The sequence below is a fragment of the Bacillus sp. RB3 genome (assembly GCF_030164735.1).
In the GTDB taxonomy this organism is placed as follows: Bacteria; Bacillota; Bacilli; order Bacillales; family Bacillaceae_G; genus Bacillus_A; species Bacillus_A cereus.
This window is the reverse complement of sequence record NZ_JASNGE010000003.1, coordinates 232,192-246,075: the sequence shown is the minus strand read 5'-3', so window position 1 is coordinate 246,075 and position 13,884 is coordinate 232,192. Positions and strand designations below refer to the sequence as shown.

The window sequence follows — 13,884 nt, the reverse complement described above, 5'->3', positions numbered from 1 at the left end:
TGACTACTTTTATTATAGGTGATGAGGAAAGCGGAAATCAAAACATACTTCTTATACTTTGTCCATATATATGAAGAAGAAAGGGGAATGACGATGGATGTAAGAGAACATACTTTTTTCTCTCTGCTTATTATTAGTTATTTTATTGCCTTTGGGGTTATACTTGGCGGTTCATTAATTGGTGGATTTGGTGCGTTTCTTATCGGAAAACCAGCTCTAACTTACATTAATCAATTCGCCCAAAATTTAAGAATTTGGGCACTCGTTGCAGCAATCGGCGGAACATTCGATACCTTTTATAGCTTTGAAAGAAGTTTCTTTGGCGGAGATATGAAAGATATCGTAAAACAAATTCTCCTTATTTTTTTCGCAACTGGTGGTATGCAAACAGGTCTCATTATTATTAAATGGCTAACGCAGGAACATGTATGAGAGTACCAAGTGCCAATACAGCAAAAAGATGGTACTTAGTATTAGCTGGTGCTGCTGTTGGAGGCGTGTTGAGCTGGTTTATTTTTTTGTACATATACGGTGTTTTTCAACAAGAACAAGCTAGTAAAATAGCAGAACAAAGAGAAATTATAGAAAAACAAGAAGCAAAGCTCCACGTCCTTCTCGAAGATCAAGAAAAATTGAACACTGAAAATAAACGGCTCTTAACCATTCAAGAGATTAAAATAAAACTTATCAATCGAGAAAAATACGATTTAGACAATCTTACACTCGAAAATATGACTACATCTATTCATAATGATCTCCAGCATCTTTTAACGAAAAACATTCAAAGTATCGCAAAAAATAAAGACCTACTAAAAAAGGTAATCGAAAATAAAACATACAAACATTACGATCGGCTATACCGTTTTAAAGTCGATACAATATCTTTTGATACAGTGCTTGAAATTAGCATTACTATAGAGAAAGAAAAATAAAGAAGGAGGGCTTTAGCGCCGCTCCTTCTTTTCGTTCTAACATATAGTCTTTTATTTACAAATCTCACGTAAATCAGCAAAAAGACGATCCGCTTCTTCCCAAGAAGATGCCTTGGCACCAGAAGCCATCGGATGCCCTCCGCCGTTATATTGCATTGCCAATTTGTTTATAACTGGTCCTTTTGAACGAAGACGAACACGAATTACGTCATCTTCCTCTAAAAATAGAACCCACGCCTTTAATCCATCAATATTGCCAAGCGCTCCAACAACACCAGATGCTTCAGAAGGAAGTACATCAAACTCTTCTAATACTTCTTTCGTTAATTTAATGTAAGCTGCTCCTTCTTCTACCATCGTAAAGTTTTGTAAAATATAACCGTTTAAACGAGCAATTTTTTCTTTTGTCTTATACATTTCATTGTATAAATCTGTGAATTTCACACCCATATCAACAAGCTCACTTACGTAACGAAGTGTTTTTGCTGTCGTATTTGGGAATAAGAAACGACCTGTATCTCCAACAATTCCTGCTAAAATAAGGCGAGCTGCTTCTTTTGTTATTTTTAATCCTTTATCTTTTCCATAGTTATAAAACTCATAAATCATTTCACTTGTAGAACTCGCTGTCGTGTCTACCCACGTAATATCTCCATATGGATCTTCATTTGGATGATGATCAATTTTAATTAACATCTTCCCTTTTGTATAGCGTTGATCGTCAACCCGTTCTTGATTCGCAGTATCACAAACAATAACAAGCGCATTTTCGTATACACTATCTTCAATATCATCCATTACTCGTAAGTATGCTAGTGACGGTTCATTGTACCCAACCGTATAAATATTTTTCTCTGGAAACGATTCTTGTAGAATTGTACCAAGACCACCCTGTGAACCTAACGCATCTGGGTCCGGACGCACGTGGCGATGAATAATAATTGTATCAAACTCTTTAATTGCTCCTAAAATTTGCTCATGCATATGTATAATCTCCTTTTTAATCAACTTCTTCACTTTATCCTCCATTATAACGGAAAGTATTTCATACATGCGAACAATTGCTTTATAATAAAAGTTAGAAAGTTTAGATATTTCTTTTTCTTTTCTATTATTTTTCACAAAGCGATGGGAGTGTTCACTATGCCAGTATTAGTCTTCTGTATTATCGTCTCATTTATGTTGTACCTCTTTTACAAAACAAAATACTTTCGTACAAACCGCCCAATGGAGAAAGGTTGGCTCTCAGGAAAATCCGCAATGGCACTCGGTTCATTCGTTTTATTTTTCGGGATAAACCAATTCTTTTTAGAACTTTCAACCGCTCGTATTATCGTTGGTGTTTTATTCGTTCTATTTGGTAGTGCAAGTGTATTTAACGGGTTTCGCCAATACAAACATTTCTTGCCATTAGCAGTTAAAGAAGCCGAAGTCTATGAAGCAACATAAAAAAGCATCAATATTGTGATGCTTTTTTACGTCCCTTAACTTTCAAAATCATATATGCAACAAACGCAGATGGTATATTAAATGGGTTACCTTGTACATGAAAATGTAGTTGTTCTTCTCCAAAAGACATTTTTTCATATAGCTCTCGCTGAGATAATCCTGTCTTTTCCTTTTTTTCATGTAAACCTTGTAAATATAAATATTGGATCGGTATCATTACAAAAAAGTAAAATAGTGCGATACTACCAAAAAAGAGTACGGCTGACGACATAATGCATACCACCTTTCAGAAATCCATTTTCTTACAATATAATCATAACACAATATACAACCAAATTGAATTACTATTCTGTCTTTCCTTACGTTACTTTTCCACTCCACTCCATACATATTTCACTAAAACTCCCATCTAAAATCATGCCTTTCAAATTTAAAACAACAAAAAAAGATGGAACAAATCAAAACGATTTGTTCCATCTTTTTATTTATCGATTAACTGCACCATAAGTAATGCCTTTCCAACAACATTACCTTCATGATGCACCTCTACATCGACCTTACCAAATTTACGCCCAATTTCTAATACTTTCGGATGAACAGATACAACATTATCAATTTGAACCGGCTTTACGAAATAAATCGTTAAGTTTTCAACAATTAAATCGCTTTTCTTTTGCGCACGAATGACGCGATTTGTCGCTTCTGTCACAATTGTTGCAAATACACCGTACGATAACGTTCCGATTGAGTTCGTCATTTGCGGCGTCACCGAAAATTGATATAGATGCTCATTCTTCGCTTCTTTCGGCGTCATAAATTGATTCGTTACAATATCATCAATGGTTTCTCCAACTTGTGGCTGACGTTGAATCATTTGCAGTGCCTGAAGTACATCTTGACGGCTAATAATACCTTGTAGTTTATTTCCTTCATCAACAACAGGAAGTAACTCAATACCTTCCCACACCATCATACGTGCCGCAGCTGCGACAGACATTTTACCGTTCACTGTAATTGGGTGTTTTGTCATCACTTTATCAATTGGTGTTTCTTTCGCTACACCGATCATATCTTTTGAAGTCACGATTCCTAGCACTTTGTTACTTTCATCAACAATCGGATACCTTCCGTGCATCGTCTCTTCATTATAGGCATGCCATTGCTGCACTGTATCATTTGGCTTTAAATATAACGTTTCTTCAATTGGCGTTAAAATATCTTCAACGAGTACAATTTCTTTCTTAATAAGCTGATCGTAAATCGCACGGTTAATTAACGTTGCAACTGTAAAGGTATCGTAACTACTTGAAATAATCGGCAGTTTTAATTCATCTGCTAATTTCTTCACATGATCTTCCGTATCAAATCCGCCCGTAATTAATACAGCGGCTCCAGTTTCTAACGCTAATTGATGTGCGTTCGTACGGTTACCGACAATAAGTAAGTTCCCAGCTTCTGTATAGCGCATCATCGCTTCTAATTTCATTGCCCCGATTACGAATTTATTTAACGTTTTATGTAGTCCTTCTCTGCCTCCAAGTACTTGACCGTCGACAATGTTAACGACTTCTGCATATGTCAGTTTTTCGATATTCTCTTTCTTCTTTTGTTCAATTCGAATTGTTCCGACACGTTCAATTGTACTAACATACCCTTTATTTTCTGCATCTTTAATTGCACGGTAAGCGGTCCCTTCACTTACACTCAAATCTTTCGCAATTTGTCTTACAGAAATTTTATGGCCTACTGGCAGGCTATTAATATGTTCTAAAATTTGGTTATGCTTGGTAGCCAAATGGTTTCACCATACTTTCTTTTCCCTAAATTCTTCATGTGTTGTACTTTCAGTATACTATATTTTCAAAACTGTTACACTCTCTCTTTGCATACCTGTACTATTTTTTTTATAACAAAATGACTCTTACATTCCACCAGTCATTCTATTACAACAATGTAATGCTATTGTCATCTCATTCGATAGTTCGCACACTTGATTACCTATACAATTAAGACAAGAAATAAAACAAAGGAGCGAACACATGATGAAAAAACTTTTAGAGGTTGTAGGTGCTGTATTTTTAGCTTTCGTAGATGGGAAAAAAGTTACAATGGAATTGAATGAAACACCTGAGCAGCCACGTACCAAAAGAAAAGAATCACCAAAACAAATACAAGTATTAAAAGCTGTCCTACACACGTAAAAACCCTTCACTTTTCTTTTCAAATGAAGGGTTTCTTTTCTATAGTGTAATACTTTCTCCAGCTTCTAATACTTTCCCTGTACAATTTTGTAGCTTTTCTACAAATTGATATGGATCTTGTTCAATAACTGGGAACGTATTGTAATGCATCGGTACAACAGTTTTCGCATTAATCCATTTTGCCGCTAGTACAGCATCTTCTGGTCCCATTGTGAAATTATCACCAATTGGTAAAAATGCTAGATCAACTTTATTTAATTCCCCAATTAACTTCATATCAGAGAATAGTGCAGTATCTCCTGCGTGGTATACAGTTCTCTCTTCTGCTGTAAATAAAATACCTGCTGGCATACCTGTATATGTAATCGTCTTATTTTCTTCATCAATATAACTAGAGCCGTGGAATGCTTGTGTAAACTTCACTTTTCCGAAGTCAAATTCATGTGAACCACCAATATGCATCGGGTGTGTATTTACACCTTGCCAACTTAAAAATGTTGCTAGTTCAAATGGCGCTACAACAACTGCATTATTTTTCTTCGCAAGCTCTACTGTATCTCCAACATGATCACCGTGTCCATGCGATAAAAGGATTGCATCCACTTTTACATCTTCAGCTTTTAAATCTGTTTTCGGATTACCTGTTAAAAACGGGTCAATTAAAATAACTTTTTCATTCGCCTCAATTTTCACAACTGAATGTCCATGATAAGATACTTTCATTATTATATTCCTCCCCTATTCACATTCTCACTTTTTATTCTACATGATTTTTCAATTCCCTGTCTTTTCTAACATCTATTTACTTGTCATAACACTTTCTTCCGAGTTAAAGTTATATTTGTAATTAAATATCTCGGGGGTGCCAATCGATGAATGCTAGATTAGAAAATTTAATGCAATGGCTAAAAGAAAAAAACGTAGAAGCTGCGTTCTTAACTTCTACACCGAACGTCTTCTACATGACAAACTTCCACTGTGAACCACACGAAAGATTACTTGGTATGTTTGTATTCCAAGAAAAAGAACCTATTTTAATTTGCCCTAAAATGGAAGAAGGTCAAGCGCGTAACGCTGGCTGGGCACATGAAATTATCGGATTTACTGATACTGACAGACCATGGGATATGATTGCAAAAGCAATTAAAGACCGCGGCATCAATGCAAATGCAGTTGCAATTGAAAAAGAACATTTAAACGTAGAGCGCTACGAAGAATTAAAGAAATTATTCCCAAATGCAGCTTTCAAATCAGCTGAGGAGAAAGTTCGCGAACTTCGTTTAATTAAAGATGAAAAAGAACTTTCTATTTTACGCGAAGCAGCTAAAATGGCGGACTATGCTGTTGAAGTTGGTGTAAATGCAATTAAAGAAAACCGCAGCGAGCTAGAAGTATTAGCAATTATTGAACACGAATTAAAAACAAAAGGCATACATAAAATGTCATTTGATACGATGGTATTAGCAGGTGCGAACTCTGCTCTTCCACACGGTATTCCTGGCGCAAACAAAATGAAACGCGGCGATTTCGTACTATTTGATTTAGGCGTAATCATTGATGGTTATTGCTCTGATATTACACGTACAGTAGCATTCGGTGAGATTTCTGAAGAGCAAACTCGCATTTACAACACTGTACTTGCTGGACAACTACAAGCAGTTGAAGCATGTAAACCGGGTGTTACACTTGGCGCAATCGACAACGCTGCACGTTCTGTTATCGCAGATGCAGGTTACGGTGACTTCTTCCCCCACCGCCTTGGTCACGGACTTGGAATTAGCGTACACGAATATCCAGATGTAAAAGCTGGCAACGAGTCTCCATTAAAAGAAGGTATGGTCTTCACAATCGAGCCAGGTATTTACGTACCAAACGTAGGTGGCGTTCGTATTGAAGATGATATTTACATCACAAAAGACGGATCAGAAATTTTAACGAAGTTCCCGAAAGAGTTACAATTTGTAAAATAATAAAAAAGGTAGCTTGATTGCTGCCTTTTTTATTTCTCTACTATTTCAAATTTCTCTACAATCATTTTTGCTGGATAACTTTCAAGTATTTGAGAAAACCATACTTTTATTTTATCCCCTGTTTTTAACTGTTTATATGCGTCTTTGTCCTTAAAGCTCAAGACTATATGTGCTGGATGATCTTTATTCATTTGTTGTTCTATATAATGTTGCAACTCTACTTTTGTTTTAAACGTTTTATCATCGGCAAAAAACACCGTGTCATTTCTTAATATAAGATACCCTTCTTTTACCGTTACTTGCTCTACTTGTTTTGTATCACACGCTGATAATACGACTAGAAATACACTTAAAAACATAACAATTTTCATATGCCTATTCATTTTTAACCCCTTACTCTAGGCTATTTCAAATTTAGCACCATCTTCTCCTCATACTTATCATCCCATTTAATCACAATCTCTATAGGTTCATCTTTAGAGATAGGCGCGCAACTTACACAAGAAGACTTCATTTCAATCTTTGCTCCTCTATGAACTTCTGACGTTTGTGTCATTGTACTAAAGGCTCCATTAATAGCAATCTCTAAGTTTTTAAATTCTGTCTTTCCATCCCCGCCCTTATATTGAAACGTAAACATCCCATCTTCACTGTCATCCTTAATATGCCCTTTATATTGTCCAGTCCAACTTTTGCTCTCGCTAGAAAAAGTAACATACGAAATGGAACAGCTTCCTAAAAAGAAAATACTAATGAAAAAGAATAATGCTCTCTTCATAATGCCCCCCTCCATTCAAAAGCACTTATTTATTGTCTATTTCTTCCTCTTATTATACTATTAAAATACAGAATTTTCTAAAATAGGAGGCTTATATGTTCCAATAACAGTTAGAAGAAATTCGTAATAATAATTACATACTGGATAACACACTTAACATCGATTCCTTAAGTTCCAATATGCTTGAGCATATTGGCGATACTGATAGCTATTTAAGGGACAAACTTATTTGCTCTACTTTTTATCATTTCATCAAGAAGGACTACCTTTCACACACACAATTACAAAAACTATTATTAGAAAGCATCGGTGAAAAATATTTATTGTATAAGATTCATTCAGATGATGGAGATGCTGTATTTACTCGTGCATTTACGACCTTATTAATTGCACTCATTATAGATGCAGATACAAATCATAATTTCTTATCACAAACTGATATTTCAAATGTAAAAGATCAATTAATTCTATATATGAACAATGAGCATGATTTCCGCGGATATGTTCCAGACCATGGCTGGGCACATAGTATTGCTCATGCTTCCGATACATTTGAGGCGCTTGTTCGTAGTCCTAAACTGGAAGCTTTATATTACGAAGAAATATTGCAAACTTTATTAAACAAAGTTTGCGTCCATTCTATTTACTACAAATATGAGGAAGATGAACGTATCGTTTATCCGATTGTCGCAATGCTCCAAAGTGGTCTAAAAGAAGAAGTACTCATATTAGCCCTTCATGATTTAGTAGCTCAATTACCCGTCCAAAAACAAACATTACATATTAAATCGTACGAGTACCTATACGGAAATATTAAATCTTTCTTGCGCAGCTTATTCTTCAGACTACGCACACTGTCTATATGTGAAGAAACAGAATGCGAAATTGAAAAATTGCTACAAGAACTTCCAAAATATTATTAAAAAAAGAAGGCCACTTAGAAAGTGCCTTCTTCTATTTCACTAATATTTAATTGAAATTTCACGATCCAAACTGAGAAAAGGTGGACAAGAAGCGCAAACGCCATACATGCTCCGCTTAAAAAAGTTAGTATAGGATGCGAATACACGTGCCCCAATCCATAGGATATCGCCACGAAAAACATTGTTATGTAAATATAAATTGCTCCATGTATTTGCCTCATATAAACCTCCTTTTCCCATATTATAACATAAATTTTCTGATTATTCACATTAATTACTCGTAATCAATATTTCTCAACTGTTACACCTCTTACAGCAGCCTTAATATACGGTGACCCTTGTAAACTTTGTAAATCCTCTGTTTTCCTGTTACGACTACACCGTATATTGGTAAGTCTTTTGGTTTGGTGTTTTTTATTTCTTTATCCCGCATTAACAGGCAGTAAGACCCCACATCAAAATTCAGCGGAAGCAAAGAAGTTAGGTGGGGGGCGGACTGCTCGTAAAAGCCCGATTGGTGAGGGCTGATAATCAGTGGGGGATGCCCTCACCACTGATTAAAGTTTCACTTTATAGTTTATCCTAAAATATTCTCGATATCCCTCTTTATTTTCACTTAAAGATATCCAAATACAGCTTTTGTAAATTTTTCCATAGTAAAAAGCACATTTATTTTGATGTGCTCTTCACATATAATTTAGTAAAATATGAACCATTTTTTTGAAACAAAAACTCCCACTCATCTCTCCCCATACTATCGTTATGACTTAGTTGCCATAATAATTGAACGAGGATAAAATCCCAGCTTTTCATAAAATGATACAGCTTCATTTCCATACACTACTGTTAATTCAATTTCATCTATCTTTTTCACTTTAAACCATTCCACTGCACTATTCATTAATTTCAAACCAAATCCGTTTCTTCGGTATTTTTCATCAACAAATAAAACTTCAATCTTTCCGCTTACGCTTTTACTATACGCTATACAAAATCCTAATATATTATCTGTTTCTGACTCAATCAATAATTCAATTCTATATTCTCCGTACTTTGAGTTCTTTTTATAATTTTCAATACGTTCCTCAAATGTCATTCTTGGGTAATCGCCAGAAAAATATTTTGATTTATTATTATGATATTCATGCAATTTATTTAAGGATTCTCTTATTATCTCTATTTCATCGAGAGTGATATATTTATTACTAATTCTCATCCTATAGCATCTCCAATAATATATATTTCAGCAAAAAAATAAGACTGTTTTTTGTTCACAAAATATTACTCTATTATTCCATCGCTTCCCTCACAACATCTTGAATCATAACAACTTCCGTTTTCATATCAACAGATGGTGCTTCTTCATCAATACATTCATGCCAAAATTCCAAGTGCTTTTTATCGATTTCATAATGAGAATTTTCGACAAGAGCCCCGCCTTCTCCTTGCACAGAATACCAATATAAGTATTCTTCTCCATCTCTTATTTCCCGGAAAATTGTCTCAACGTACATCTTTTCGTCGTTTAATGTCAAAAGCACTTCTTTCATATTGTCATTAAGAAGCTGCATCCATTCATCTACACGATGATTTTTACCTTGTTTCACTTTGAATCTCGTTAATTCCACATTCATTTTTATTCCCCCGTTTTCTTACGTACAAACAATCTATATTCTATCGGATTATGAAAACTTAATTTACTAGCTAGTTTTTGCGAAGGAATATTGTCTACATAACAATCCCAGCACGGTGTAATATCATTTTGCATGCAATGCTCAACGAACCGTGTCGCAACAGCTTGAGCTAATCCTTTCCCTTGATATGCTTTATGCGTAGCAATATCGATTTCAGCAAAACTATTCCCTCTAAATATTGAGACGCATTCAGCTATAATCATCCCACCTTGTTCTATACAAAATCCGAAACCACCGTTCAAAAATAGTTCTTTTGATCCCCAATATTCTTTATAATACTTCTCTGTAAATTCACTGCTTCGTTCTATATCACTTTTATCAATACGCTTCACTGCATATGTATTTTTATTTGCATCTTGTGTTCGCTCTTCAAAGATTTCTCTTTGGAATTTCATTCGTGGCATATTCCGAAGTACATTACTAAAACGCCCTTCAATCATCATTTCCCACTCTTCACTTGAAGCGAATAGTGTAAATCTCTTCTCTGTTTTTTCAATAGCCATTTTTAAATACATCAATAAATCTTCATTATAATTTTGATCATCCGTATGACCAAATAAATAATAGATACCGTTAACTGTACGAATTAATCCTGCTGTTAACTTCTCGTTGGCAAAAACCTCACCAGCTATCACTTGATCACATACCGCATAAGCAAACGTCGTCGTTCTTGTATTACCTTCTAAAACCGGAAGAACTTTTCTATACTCGGCTACAGATAATTTTTTCATAATTGCTCCACTATAATCGTATCAGCCTCTATATGTTCAAAACAAAGATTTACCGTCCTCTTTAATGCTCTCGTTCTATGAATCGTACATGCTGGAATTAAAATAGAATCATTTGGCTTTAAAACCGCCGTTTCTCCATCTTCAAAATCAATAAGTAACTCTCCCTCTAGCACAATAAATAATTCATCCGAATTAGAATGATAGTGCCAATCATATTCACCAGTAAATACAGCGATGCGTAAGCAATGACTGTTTATGTTTGAAACGACGAAGTTTTTATGTTGATCTTGAATGTCTTTTGTTAATTCTATTAAGTTCACAGTTTCCATATTTCATCCCATCCTTCCATTAGTCGTTCTTCTGAAAAATCAACTTAGTCTCCACCACCTCCGCAATCTCCTCCGCCATCACTTGAGCTGCTACAGTCATTGCTACTGTAATCTCCGAATCCACTTGATGAGCTTGAAGCGTATGAAGATTTTTTGCTTCTTTTTCTATCTTTTTTACTTTCATGACTAGGCCATACTTTATCAAATAATATAAAGAATAAGATTCCTTCTACCATAACAAGTATAACGCCTAAAATACTTTCAATAACATTGGGGGTTATCCCCAAACTTTTAAATATCCCACATAAATACAAGCAAAAAATCACATACAAGAACATACAAATATACCGAAATGTTTTCTCTATCGTAATGACTACTTTTTGTGAAAAAGGTATGTTCTGCTCCTGTTTTTTCTTTATGTACTTTTGTCTCTTTGCTTGCTTTTTCTTCCTCTTTTTACTCCCCATTGAATCCCCTCTTTTTATTATATAATTCTAAATTATCATAATAAAAAATGATTTACACCAATAAATAACAATTATTCACATGTTATTTCCCCATATAAAAAAGACCCTCCTCATAAAGGAAGGTCTCAAATGTATTTCTATTATGATAAAGCAGGAGCTTTTTCAAGTAGCTCTTTCGCATCAGCGTATTGTAAGCCGTGAGCTTCTGCAACTGCTTCGAATGTTACATATCCATCTAATGTGTTAATACCTTTTAGTAATGCAGTGTTGCCTAAGCAAGCATCTTTGTAACCTTTGTTCGCAATTTGTACTGCATATGGTACTGTTACGTTTGTTAATGCAAGAGTTGACGTACGTGGAACTGCACCTGGCATATTAGCAACTGCATAATGAACAACGCCGTGTTTTTCGTAAGTTGGGTTGTCATGAGTTGTAATACGATCAGTTGTTTCGAAAATACCACCTTGGTCAATCGCGATATCTACAACGACAGAACCTGGTTCCATTGATTGAATCATTTCTTCAGTTACAAGTTTTGGCGCTTTTGCACCTGGAATTAATACTGCACCAATAACAAGGTCAGATTCTTTAACAGCTTCTGCAATGTTGTATGGATTAGACATTAATGTTTTTACTTGGTTACCGAAAATATCATCTAATTGACGAAGACGTTCTGCACTTAAGTCAATGATTGTTACATCTGCACCTAAACCTACTGCAATCTTAGCTGCGTTTGTACCAGCTTGACCACCGCCGATGATTGTTACTTTGCCGCGTTTTACCCCTGGAACGCCTGCAAGTAAAATACCTTTACCACCCTTGTTTTTCTCAAGGAATTGTGCACCGATTTGTGCAGACATACGACCAGCTACTTCACTCATAGGTGCAAGTAATGGTAAAGAACGATTGTCTAATTGTACTGTTTCGTATGCGATTGATGCAACTTTGTTATCGATTAATGCTTTCGTTAATTCTGGTTCTGGAGCTAAGTGTAAGTATGTGAATAAAATTAAACCTTCACGGAAATAGCCGTATTCACTTGCTACTGGCTCTTTTACCTTCATAACCATATCTTGATTCCATGCTTCTTCAGCAGTTTCTACAAGTTTCGCACCAGCTTGTACGTATTCTTCATCCGTAAAGCCAGATCCTAAACCTGCTCCTTTTTGAACAAAAACTTCATGACCATTTTGTACTAAATGTACTGCTCCCGCTGGCGTCATTGCCACACGGTTTTCATTGTTTTTAATTTCTGTTGGAATACCGATACGCATGATTAGTTCCCCCTTGAGTTATGAAATGACCCCTGAATCATTTTTTTAAAGCGCTTTCTACGCTCTTATATTTTAACATAATATCTCAATATTTGACAAAAAAATAACACGAGTTTTCCGATAGATTTAATTTTATATTAAAGGACAGTATTATCCGCACCTCTCAGCACAATGGATAAACTGTCCAATTATTCGAAACTTCATCTTATTTTATTCTATCGATGTCTATGAATAACATCCACTGCACCAGTAACTTCAATAATTGTACCGGTAATCATATCGGAATCGTCCTCACATAAAAACGAAATGGTTCTTGCAATATCTTCACCTGTTCCAGATCTACCAATCGGTGTGTTATGCTCTTTCAGCTGACGTGCTTCTTGAATAGTTGCCTCTTTCATCTCGCCTATAATATCACCAGGACATACCATGTTCGCAGTAATACCATACTCCGCTTCTTCATAAGCAACTGTTTTCGTTAATGAAACAAGTCCTACTTTCGCTGCGGCAAAAGCTGAACGATAAATCCATCCCGGTGCACTATCCGCCCCTTGAAATCCGTAATTAATAATACGGCCAAAGTTCTGTTTTCTCATGACCGGAACGACAAGTTTTAATAAATGAAATACCGCTGTTAAATTTCCCTGAATCATTTCATTCCATTCATCTTCTTCATAATCAACTAACTTTTTTCGTTCAAATACATATGGACCAGCATTATTAATTAAAAAGTCAATTTTGCCAAAACGGCTCATCGCTTCTTCTACTATTTTATGTAAATCTTCCTTTTTCGTGACATCCGCTTGCACGAATTGTAGACGCTCTTCCACATCTTTATATGTTTCTTTCATCGTTTCCATAGCCGTGGTATCGCTATGGTACGTTACTGTTACTGAATAGCCTTTAGCCAATAACTTTTCTGTTACTTGCTTTCCTAAACCTTTCGTACCGGCTGTAATGAGCGCATGTCTCACAAAACTGCCCCCTTTTAAATTGCTATACTTCATATGTAACAAGTTCTCGCTCCAATTACAACTAAAATGAATTGAAACAGAGTTTTCAAAATTCTGTAACGTTTCTGGCAAGCACGTTACCAAAATTTGTTTTATAATTAAGTTGTAAACAGTTATAAAACA

General features: G+C 35.3%; 20 protein-coding genes and 1 pseudogene. 6 read left to right on the top strand and 15 right to left on the bottom strand.

What is annotated here, in order from left to right:
- Positions 1–18 precede the first annotated feature (18 nt).
- Positions 19–432 carry a YtrH family sporulation protein gene (locus QO049_RS06715; protein WP_002005839.1) on the top strand — a complete coding sequence of 138 codons (414 nt, stop codon included), beginning with the start codon at positions 19–21 and terminating at the stop codon, positions 430–432.
- Positions 429–932 carry a sporulation membrane protein YtrI gene (gene ytrI / locus QO049_RS06710; protein WP_001265740.1) on the top strand — a complete coding sequence of 168 codons (504 nt, stop codon included), beginning with the start codon at positions 429–431 and terminating at the stop codon, positions 930–932. Before QO049_RS06715 ends, ytrI begins: the two co-directional genes overlap by 4 nt.
- 51 nt (positions 933–983) lie before the next feature.
- Here the strand turns inward: ytrI and QO049_RS06705 are convergent, their stop codons facing one another.
- Positions 984–1,916, bottom strand: coding sequence for a DHH family phosphoesterase (locus tag QO049_RS06705; protein WP_000545136.1), 933 nt, complete (start codon positions 1,914–1,916; stop codon positions 984–986).
- A 159-nt stretch (positions 1,917–2,075) separates the two neighbouring features.
- On the opposite strand from QO049_RS06705, the gene QO049_RS06700 reads away from it, so the two are divergent.
- The gene (locus QO049_RS06700; RefSeq protein ID WP_001144776.1) at positions 2,076–2,381 is read left to right on the top strand and encodes a YtpI family protein; all 306 of its coding nucleotides are present in this window, start codon (positions 2,076–2,078) and stop codon (positions 2,379–2,381) included.
- A 7-nt stretch (positions 2,382–2,388) separates the two neighbouring features.
- Here QO049_RS06700 and QO049_RS06695 read toward each other — a convergent pair whose 3' ends face one another.
- Entirely contained in the window at positions 2,389–2,652 is a 264-nt protein-coding gene (locus QO049_RS06695; protein ID WP_246961379.1) for a DUF3949 domain-containing protein, read from the bottom strand.
- A gap of 210 nt (positions 2,653–2,862) precedes the next feature.
- On the bottom strand, positions 2,863–4,176 hold the full coding sequence (locus tag QO049_RS06690; RefSeq protein ID WP_000201590.1) for a CBS domain-containing protein: 1,314 nt from the start codon (positions 4,174–4,176) through the stop codon (positions 2,863–2,865).
- A gap of 244 nt (positions 4,177–4,420) precedes the next feature.
- On the opposite strand from QO049_RS06690, the gene QO049_RS06685 reads away from it, so the two are divergent.
- Complete coding sequence (locus tag QO049_RS06685) at positions 4,421–4,582, top strand: hypothetical protein (RefSeq protein ID WP_000976306.1); 162 nt, start codon at positions 4,421–4,423, stop codon at positions 4,580–4,582.
- A 39-nt stretch (positions 4,583–4,621) separates the two neighbouring features.
- On the opposite strand, the gene QO049_RS06680 is transcribed toward QO049_RS06685, so the two are convergent.
- Positions 4,622–5,305: a metal-dependent hydrolase gene (locus tag QO049_RS06680; RefSeq protein ID WP_000868920.1), complete on the bottom strand. Its 684-nt coding sequence runs from the start codon at positions 5,303–5,305 to the stop codon at positions 4,622–4,624.
- A gap of 149 nt (positions 5,306–5,454) precedes the next feature.
- Here QO049_RS06680 and pepQ point away from each other — a divergent pair, with 149 nt between their 5' ends.
- Entirely contained in the window at positions 5,455–6,552 is a 1,098-nt protein-coding gene (pepQ, locus tag QO049_RS06675; protein ID WP_000994024.1) for a Xaa-Pro dipeptidase, read from the top strand.
- A gap of 29 nt (positions 6,553–6,581) precedes the next feature.
- Here pepQ and QO049_RS06670 read toward each other — a convergent pair whose 3' ends face one another.
- Both QO049_RS06670 and QO049_RS06665 read right to left on the bottom strand, forming a co-directional pair.
- On the bottom strand, positions 6,582–6,935 hold the full coding sequence (locus tag QO049_RS06670; RefSeq protein WP_088070077.1) for a DUF3221 domain-containing protein: 354 nt from the start codon (positions 6,933–6,935) through the stop codon (positions 6,582–6,584).
- Positions 6,936–6,955: 20 nt separating this feature from the next.
- Positions 6,956–7,330: a hypothetical protein gene (locus QO049_RS06665; protein WP_144501621.1), complete on the bottom strand. Its 375-nt coding sequence runs from the start codon at positions 7,328–7,330 to the stop codon at positions 6,956–6,958.
- A 119-nt stretch (positions 7,331–7,449) separates the two neighbouring features.
- On the opposite strand from QO049_RS06665, the gene QO049_RS06660 reads away from it, so the two are divergent.
- Complete coding sequence (locus QO049_RS06660; RefSeq protein ID WP_246963094.1) at positions 7,450–8,253, top strand: DUF2785 domain-containing protein; 804 nt, start codon at positions 7,450–7,452, stop codon at positions 8,251–8,253.
- 14 nt (positions 8,254–8,267) lie between these two features.
- On the opposite strand, the gene QO049_RS06655 is transcribed toward QO049_RS06660, so the two are convergent.
- From QO049_RS06655 to QO049_RS06610, 9 genes and pseudogenes are all read right to left on the bottom strand, one after another.
- Complete coding sequence (locus QO049_RS06655; protein ID WP_001248905.1) at positions 8,268–8,474, bottom strand: hypothetical protein; 207 nt, start codon at positions 8,472–8,474, stop codon at positions 8,268–8,270.
- Positions 8,475–8,537: 63 nt separating this feature from the next.
- Positions 8,538–8,677: pseudogene (locus QO049_RS06650) on the bottom strand (anti sigma factor C-terminal domain-containing protein); the annotation flags it as partial.
- A 336-nt stretch (positions 8,678–9,013) separates the two neighbouring features.
- Entirely contained in the window at positions 9,014–9,469 is a 456-nt protein-coding gene (locus QO049_RS06640; protein WP_001222923.1) for a GNAT family N-acetyltransferase, read from the bottom strand.
- Between the two features lie 73 nt (positions 9,470–9,542).
- Complete coding sequence (locus QO049_RS06635; RefSeq protein ID WP_284489230.1) at positions 9,543–9,887, bottom strand: DUF6176 family protein; 345 nt, start codon at positions 9,885–9,887, stop codon at positions 9,543–9,545.
- A 2-nt stretch (positions 9,888–9,889) separates the two neighbouring features.
- Positions 9,890–10,678, bottom strand: coding sequence for a GNAT family N-acetyltransferase (locus tag QO049_RS06630; protein ID WP_084063942.1), 789 nt, complete (start codon positions 10,676–10,678; stop codon positions 9,890–9,892).
- Entirely contained in the window at positions 10,675–11,007 is a 333-nt protein-coding gene (locus QO049_RS06625; protein WP_000450931.1) for a cupin domain-containing protein, read from the bottom strand. The genes QO049_RS06630 and QO049_RS06625 overlap by 4 nt, the downstream gene beginning before the upstream one ends.
- A 44-nt stretch (positions 11,008–11,051) precedes the next feature.
- Entirely contained in the window at positions 11,052–11,474 is a 423-nt protein-coding gene (locus QO049_RS06620) for a hypothetical protein (RefSeq protein WP_084063941.1), read from the bottom strand.
- A 140-nt stretch (positions 11,475–11,614) separates the two neighbouring features.
- Positions 11,615–12,748 carry an alanine dehydrogenase gene (ald, locus tag QO049_RS06615; RefSeq protein ID WP_001219402.1) on the bottom strand — a complete coding sequence of 378 codons (1,134 nt, stop codon included), beginning with the start codon at positions 12,746–12,748 and terminating at the stop codon, positions 11,615–11,617.
- 215 nt (positions 12,749–12,963) lie between these two features.
- Positions 12,964–13,755, bottom strand: coding sequence for an SDR family oxidoreductase (locus tag QO049_RS06610; protein ID WP_002062486.1), 792 nt, complete (start codon positions 13,753–13,755; stop codon positions 12,964–12,966).
- Between the last annotated feature and the right edge of the window lie 129 nt (positions 13,756–13,884).

Excerpts from the sequence above, each read along its gene's own strand:
- QO049_RS06685 (WP_000976306.1), top strand. The coding sequence starts at position 4,421 with ATGATGAAAAAACTTTTAGAGGTTGTAGGTGCTGTATTTTTAGCTTTC.
- QO049_RS06630 (WP_084063942.1), bottom strand. The coding sequence starts at position 10,678 with ATGAAAAAATTATCTGTAGCCGAGTATAGAAAAGTTCTTCCGGTTTTA.
- QO049_RS06625 (WP_000450931.1), bottom strand. The coding sequence starts at position 11,007 with ATGGAAACTGTGAACTTAATAGAATTAACAAAAGACATTCAAGATCAA.
- QO049_RS06670 (WP_088070077.1), bottom strand. The coding sequence starts at position 6,935 with ATGAATAGGCATATGAAAATTGTTATGTTTTTAAGTGTATTTCTAGTC.
- QO049_RS06640 (WP_001222923.1), bottom strand. The coding sequence starts at position 9,469 with ATGAGAATTAGTAATAAATATATCACTCTCGATGAAATAGAGATAATA.
- ytrI (WP_001265740.1), top strand. The coding sequence starts at position 429 with ATGAGAGTACCAAGTGCCAATACAGCAAAAAGATGGTACTTAGTATTA.
- QO049_RS06695 (WP_246961379.1), bottom strand. The coding sequence starts at position 2,652 with ATGTCGTCAGCCGTACTCTTTTTTGGTAGTATCGCACTATTTTACTTT.
- QO049_RS06665 (WP_144501621.1), bottom strand. The coding sequence starts at position 7,330 with ATGAAGAGAGCATTATTCTTTTTCATTAGTATTTTCTTTTTAGGAAGC.
- ald (WP_001219402.1), bottom strand. The coding sequence starts at position 12,748 with ATGCGTATCGGTATTCCAACAGAAATTAAAAACAATGAAAACCGTGTG.
- QO049_RS06655 (WP_001248905.1), bottom strand. The coding sequence starts at position 8,474 with ATGAGGCAAATACATGGAGCAATTTATATTTACATAACAATGTTTTTC.
- QO049_RS06635 (WP_284489230.1), bottom strand. The coding sequence starts at position 9,887 with ATGAATGTGGAATTAACGAGATTCAAAGTGAAACAAGGTAAAAATCAT.
- pepQ (WP_000994024.1), top strand. The coding sequence starts at position 5,455 with ATGAATGCTAGATTAGAAAATTTAATGCAATGGCTAAAAGAAAAAAAC.
- QO049_RS06705 (WP_000545136.1), bottom strand. The coding sequence starts at position 1,916 with ATGCATGAGCAAATTTTAGGAGCAATTAAAGAGTTTGATACAATTATT.
- QO049_RS06610 (WP_002062486.1), bottom strand. The coding sequence starts at position 13,755 with ATGAAGTATAGCAATTTAAAAGGGGGCAGTTTTGTGAGACATGCGCTC.
- QO049_RS06700 (WP_001144776.1), top strand. The coding sequence starts at position 2,076 with ATGCCAGTATTAGTCTTCTGTATTATCGTCTCATTTATGTTGTACCTC.
- QO049_RS06620 (WP_084063941.1), bottom strand. The coding sequence starts at position 11,474 with ATGGGGAGTAAAAAGAGGAAGAAAAAGCAAGCAAAGAGACAAAAGTAC.
- QO049_RS06680 (WP_000868920.1), bottom strand. The coding sequence starts at position 5,305 with ATGAAAGTATCTTATCATGGACATTCAGTTGTGAAAATTGAGGCGAAT.